Origin of the sequence: Streptomyces sp. NPDC013457 (genome assembly GCF_043089925.1) — a bacterium.
In the GTDB taxonomy this organism is placed as follows: Bacteria; Actinomycetota; Actinomycetes; order Streptomycetales; family Streptomycetaceae; genus Streptomyces.
Window position 1 is genome coordinate 1 of the sequence record NZ_JBICBL010000029.1, and the last position, 6,248, is coordinate 6,248.

The window sequence follows — 6,248 nt, forward strand, 5'->3', positions numbered from 1 at the left end:
AGAACATCGGTGGTAACCCGAGCAAGGCGCTGCAAGCACCGATTCATTCGCTGCAACATCACTTGATCAGCGGACTACGTCATCTGGTTCAGCACGAGCTGAAACTTAATCAGCCGGGGGCCGCGGGTTGGTTGACTCAGGACGCGCTGTGGCTGGTCAGCAAGACGGTCACCGACAAGCTGCGAGCTTATCTGCTGTCGCAAGCGATAGAAGGCATTCCCTCCTCCAACCTCGCGGTGTTCGACGAACTCCAGTCACATGGGTTGGTTGAGTCCACCCCAGAAGGCAAAGCCATCTGGACCGCGCTTGTCGCACAGGGAAGCTGGGAGCAGACCTTTACATTTCTTCGCCTTCAACCGGCGTTGATTTGGGGGAGCGAAGACCGCCCCGAAACTTTTAGCGGAACGGTGAGCGTGGCAGTCGATGACCACCCGACTGACGCTCCGGCATCACCAGCAGCGCCGGAGACCGTCAGTGCAGGATCGCGTCAAAGCCCATCGCAGCCCGATCCAATGACGATGGAAAATGCCGACTATCTCGGCACGTTGTTGGATATGTTCGAGCTGGAAGAGTCTGAGGTCAGCAATGTATCGTCAGCAGGCACCCTCGAAATCTCAAATCCTTCATCGGACAACCCTGGTCAGACATTCCTGAATTGGGTCAAGGAAGGGATCCTCAGCCATAAGCTGATCATCAATGACAGCAAGGCCAAAATCCACACGGTGAGTGGTACTGTATTTCTGGTAACTCCTGGTCTCTTCCAACGTTATGTCCAGGAGTTTCCTGGCATAGCCAAGAGGGTCGATCAAGAGATTGAAGAATGGCGTTGGGTACAGAAGCAGTTCGAGAATCTGAAGGTCCACAGGAAGCGAGACAACGGCCTGAACATCTGGGCATGCCAAGTGCAGGGCCCTAGGAAGAGAACCACTCTGAAGGGGTATGTGATTGAGGAACCAAAGCTATTTTTTGAACTGACTCCCCCAGATAACCCCTTTCTAAAAATCGACGATATTGCCTCCACGGGTCACTAACAACAATCCTCCTTCTGCCCAACAAATATATACAACTTTAAACATATATTTATGCATTAGTGAAACGCCACCAACCAGCAACAACACTTTCGCTCAGCACATAAAATCTAAACAACTGGGCAAGGGAGCAACGTATGTAGAATAACTATAGGAAGAGACGGATTCTGCGTTATTCTAAAATGACTGGTATCAAAATGTACCTGCCCTCCCATCATAGAAGGGGAAACAGCTACATCCCCGTTGGGAGCTGGAATGCAATTCAGCCTTTTTGGATAATCGGCGCTAGCAATATATCGGGCCAAATCACCTGCCTCCTTTATCAAATCCAATGGACTAAAAGCGCACATAATTCCATATTCATGACCGACAGCATATTTTCCGTCAATAAAACGATTCAAACCGTCAAAGCAATATTTCCATTTACTACTTGCTGAACCATCTAGTTTTTTGAATTCAAGAACTAAGTGCGGAGTACCTGGAGCGCCTAAAATTACGCGAATATCTGCCCTGGCGATTCGAGAGACATCACCATTGGCGGCGCGGCGCAACTCCCAAGTTTCAGCCTGGAAGTCACAATCCATTCCCCAATCGAAACGACGGTCTTCGTCGCTTAGGGCCTCGCATAGATTATCAGTTAACGTCGGCTCATCTTTCTCAAATGAAATTGCTGATGGCGAGGTTTGCAATAGAGAAGACCAAGTATCACTCATATAAACGAGGACATCAGGTATCTTCGGCCCAGGAAATAGGCGAAACCAAGCTGCTGAGATTGAGGAACTCATAACTAATTGCGCCCCCAAGCTGCGGCCTGAACTGTCTGAACAATCAAGTCAGCATCAGCAAGAGCGGTTCTAGCAAGCCAAAACCGACGCCTTAACGGCTTTACAAAGTAAAATGCTTCTCCTGCAGCAACCAAAATATTGGGGACATTGAATAATTTGCCCTCGGACTCTACCGAATGGTTAGCTTCTAGCCCTGCATAGAGATCACCGATCAGTCGTTGATAAGCAGAATCGGCAACATTAAGCCCACCGGTGCTGGACTCCCCAACAGAAACTCTAACTGCCCCAAAAAAGCCCTTAGCTCCATCTATAACAGCTTCCACTGTCAGCTCTCCCGCGCCTCTGCTACGACTGCGCCAAAGCGCAAGCTCTGTTTTAAAAACAGTTAAATAACGATCAATCTCATCGTTCGACGGTCTATCAAGCAAAGGGGTCGTAAGACCTTGATAGTTTGAAGGTTGAATTGAAGAAGCAATAACGTCGACAGTGTCGGTTATTAGTACACGCTCAGCCTCAGCAAGCATGAAATAATCAAAAACCAAATTATCAAGCTGAACTTTTACTGCATCATATGCTGATTCACGATGCAACTCAGACTCCGCCGAAATCTTATCCAGCAGCTGACAGGACTTAAATATTATTTCCTTTGCAAGCTCTGGTTTTTTGTGCGCCTCCGGCGAGCAAAATGGAAAACGCTCAACATCATCAATCGCAACACGAGGACGCTCACCGATCACCGAGTAACCTGTCATTATCAACATATACGTCGCTATCGGAGATCTAAGATAAATCATAAGAAACTTAAGAAGATTAGCATCAACTGATGCCCCGCCTATTGCCCCAATAGATGAGGTAAAAGCAAAGGGGACTTCTGAATAGATCGCCCTAATAACATAAGATTCAGACAAGCCATCTGGAAATATTACTCTAGGCCCCGAGTAAAGCTTCGCATTTTTTCCACCAGGACTTGCAACTATAGGATAAAAATCTGCAAGCCGAGCAAGTTGCGCATCAGCAGAAACTATTGGATAGACTCTAGGCAATCTATCTGCCGGCATCAACGAGAGATCAGCTAGCACACCTAGTTCGCGATCTCGATTACTGTGATTGGCAGCATGAAATCCTTTTCCAGAAAGCCAAGGACTTTCACGTGACTCCATAGTTTCTTTGACACTCCCAAAACGCTGAAGCCGTCGAAGTAATTTTTGATCGCGCTTTTCCCCCCAATAACTTGAAATAAGCAAGTAGTTATCTTGATATATTTCTTTGGCTGAAATTATCTTTTTATCGGCCTCGTGTAATGCCAGCCGCCCCAACGCCAGTGTTACATCGGTCTTAGGGGCCCAATACTCGACGTACTCACTTCCAAGTGAGATGATTTCGTCTTCAAAGCTTCTCGGCCGAGCCCGGACGACAGCGCATGGATGTTTAGCTGCCGGAAAAAGTAGCCGCCTCACATCAGCAAAGTTTATTATCCTTTCGATTCTTACATCTTCTAGCCAACGCCGTCTAAAATCACCTGATTGATCACTAGCACCAATTACAAGATTTAAAGGCATGATCAAAACAATAACACTATTTACTTTAACACAACTCGTGGCTTTAAAAGCGTATCCAGCTGCAATTTGACGACGCCCAACTGGGTAAGGAGGTACATGTTTACGACACCACTCCTCCCAGACTGGCTTTTCACTATTATCAGACTCACGCCAAGGCGGATTAGATAAAAGAATATCAAACTTACGCTTACCTGAAAATGGATTATCTTCCGAGAAAAAATCTCCGTACAGCTCTCCTTTTTGAATATTTAGACCAGAGCCAACTAGACGAGGAAGTTTTAAGCTATTATCTGTCTGAAGGCGCATTACCTCTTCAGAATCTAAGCCTTCAAGTAGAGAAAGGTATAAACTGAACGCAGTTATCCAGCAAGCCGTTTCATCTATGTCGTTTCCGAAAAGATTTGATTCCATCAGAGCTACGCGTTCTGAAAATGTAAGTCGTCTCCCTCCACTTACTTCCGCATGCCTGAGCATCTTCCTAAATGCACTTGTTAGAAGAATACCAGAACCACATGCTCCGTCATATACGGTGCAACCAGCCGGATTATCAAAGCTCTCAAATGCTTGCTCAGTAACTAGGCTAGCCAAGTGCCGAGGAGTATAATAAGCTCCTAGCGCTCCCTGTCGATCTTTCAACAGCGTCTCATATATACCTGAAATAAGCTCAACTGGAATATGACTAAAATCATACTGCCAGAACGCCCCCTGCCCAGTTTCAAAATCTACAGCCTCTAAGAAGCGCTTTATACATCTGAAACATTGCTCATTGAGCACAACCCAATCTGGGGCGCCACCATCTCTAGAGCTGAGAAAGTCACCATTGAAATCAAATTTTAGTTGGCGTAACAGACTGTCAACACCCTCACCATCTGACTTAGCCACATAATCTTCTAACCTTTCAAGATTATGAGTTGCACGATATCCCTCACCAACAATACCTCTTTGTTCGAGGTAACATAAGAAAATGACTTGAGCCATTAATGCTTCTGCTTGACTACTACCAAGTCCTTCTTTTGCCAACTGCTTGACAACTTGTCTTAAATTAGCAAGCAAACGTTGATCTACCCTTTCCTCCGGCAAAAACCAATGCGAGAGGCGATCCTTAATAAATCCAGACTGCACTTCGTAGGCCGACCAATACCCTTGGGCAACAACAGCCTCACGTGATAGAACCTCGGGCTCAGCTTCTCTATCGTTTACCGAATACGCCACCAACCCATCAGGATCAAGAACAAGAACCACCGATGCTAAGTTCTGATTCCAGACCCGCTGACATATTTGCTCGACTCTTTTCTGACGCGGCAGCTGTAATGTTTGGGAGTCTATAAAGCAAACTGTAGGTACTTCCCCTACACAGAAGACTGCAGACGCGGAAATTCCTCCGCCAATCTCCAGCATTTCCTCAATTTCAGATGCGTAGGGCCTAGTTCCAATACTGTCGCCGGCCCGGTACAGCTCGTGCGGGAACTTTATATAGGCTAGATCGCTAAGCCATTGCTCAAGCAGCATGATTGTTGTCCATAGACCAAAATAGCAATATCCCACTCATGTCGTATCTACTTAACTGCAATGGCTGGAAAAAGATGAAATTGGTGCGACTCATCTGAAGGCTCAAACTCAGATGAAAGGATTTCTAAATGTGGATTCATATTAATTACTAATGCATCACCGTTAAAACTTGAATATTCTCGATACTGATACAGTGTAAATTCACCGCCAGGCTTAATCACAAGCACCGAGTCATATAAAGCGGGGAAGGAATGATTTTTGAGCTTTTGCGCCAGTCCCAGAAACAAATTTTTCTGAGATGTCAGCTCAACATGGAACTTTTCTCTCAACACAACTGCCAGTCGAAGCAAAAGCACTGTCTGCCATGAATACAATGCGCGAGAACCTGGTCCAGACGGCTTCTCATCGGGCACGATAAGGTGTCGACGAGATGTCCACTCCCTCAGCTGGTCTGATGTCAGCCCTGTGAGCGCTTGAACTGCAGCCGCCTTGATGAGTCGCATCAGTTGCCCCTTCGCTCCGCCATACATCCAAGCGGGCATCATACCCACTTAAATTACTGTTATCTATGCTTACCTCGTAGACAAGGCAAGAAACAGTCTGCTGACCTAGATACGCTAAGCACTATTCAACAGCCACTCCAGCCCCCCACCTGCAATCCTGCGCTGTGTACTCGGCAACCCGATGGGCTATCCCAGACGCAACCTCCAATTGAAGGCCAGTCATCATCCGGAGTGCACCCGCATACCAAAAGCCAGGTTTCAACTCCCAGGGGCGGGATAAAGGATCGATGTTGGTGTCTCCCAGCACGCGCGCAACTTCCCTCCACACACACCTCGTTGACGCTGCCTACCTGAGTCCACGTACAATATGCATCACAAAAAATGACCAAAAAAATTTGTGGGAGTAAATGCGGGAGTAATTTTTCAGACATGAAAAAGCCCAACCTTCGCAGATTGGGCTAAGTCATTGAAAAATATGGTCGGGACGGAGTGATTCGAACACTCTATCCCTAGCACCCCATACCATCACCGGCAGACTCCTGCTGCGCGTTCAGAAAATCCATTGAACGTCGACCGCTCTGCGCCATGTATGCTTCTGGCCTAGGTGGAGCAAAGCCGACCTCTAGGGCATCTAATAAATCCGCCCAATATTGCATCATCCTACGTCTCGGCTCGACGTATTCTGCATGATTGTATGCAGCCCGAATTTGGTTGGTATCAGCGTGTGAAAGCTGCGCCTCAATCCACTCTTCTACAAAGCCAACCTCGTTAAGCGCCGTGGAGATGGTAGCCCTGATGCCATGACCGGTGAGCCTTCCTTTGTAACCCATACGGCTAATCGCGGTGTTACGGGTATTTTCACTG

General features: G+C 47.1%; 5 protein-coding genes. 1 reads left to right on the plus strand and 4 read right to left on the minus strand.

All coding sequences use genetic code 11. The features are described from left to right. A partial coding sequence (locus ACF1G2_RS35945) for a helicase/relaxase domain-containing protein (RefSeq protein WP_391802358.1) occupies window positions 1-1,031 on the plus strand: 1,031 nt, incomplete at its 5' end. A gap of 107 nt (window positions 1,032-1,138) precedes the next feature. On the opposite strand, the gene ACF1G2_RS35950 is transcribed toward ACF1G2_RS35945, so the two are convergent. The 4 genes from ACF1G2_RS35950 to ACF1G2_RS35965 all read right to left on the minus strand — a co-directional run. Further along, window positions 1,139-1,741: a hypothetical protein gene (locus ACF1G2_RS35950; protein WP_196491873.1), complete on the minus strand. Its 603-nt coding sequence runs from the start codon at window positions 1,739-1,741 to the stop codon at window positions 1,139-1,141. 74 nt (window positions 1,742-1,815) lie between these two features. Further along, window positions 1,816-4,881, minus strand: a complete 3,066-nt coding sequence (locus ACF1G2_RS35955; RefSeq protein WP_042558341.1) for a class I SAM-dependent DNA methyltransferase — start codon at window positions 4,879-4,881, stop codon at window positions 1,816-1,818. 47 nt (window positions 4,882-4,928) lie between these two features. Continuing rightward, entirely contained in the window at window positions 4,929-5,384 is a 456-nt protein-coding gene (locus ACF1G2_RS35960; RefSeq protein ID WP_042561996.1) for a hypothetical protein, read from the minus strand. A gap of 509 nt (window positions 5,385-5,893) precedes the next feature. Then, on the minus strand, window positions 5,894-6,248 hold a 355-nt coding region (locus ACF1G2_RS35965; protein ID WP_391802359.1), incomplete at its 5' end, for a tyrosine-type recombinase/integrase.

Bases quoted from the DNA above. Each gene is read 5' to 3' on its own strand.
- ACF1G2_RS35960 (WP_042561996.1), bottom strand. From the start codon at position 5,384: ATGCGACTCATCAAGGCGGCTGCAGTTCAAGCGCTCACAGGGCTGACA.
- ACF1G2_RS35955 (WP_042558341.1), bottom strand. From the start codon at position 4,881: ATGCTGCTTGAGCAATGGCTTAGCGATCTAGCCTATATAAAGTTCCCG.
- ACF1G2_RS35950 (WP_196491873.1), bottom strand. From the start codon at position 1,741: ATGAGTGATACTTGGTCTTCTCTATTGCAAACCTCGCCATCAGCAATT.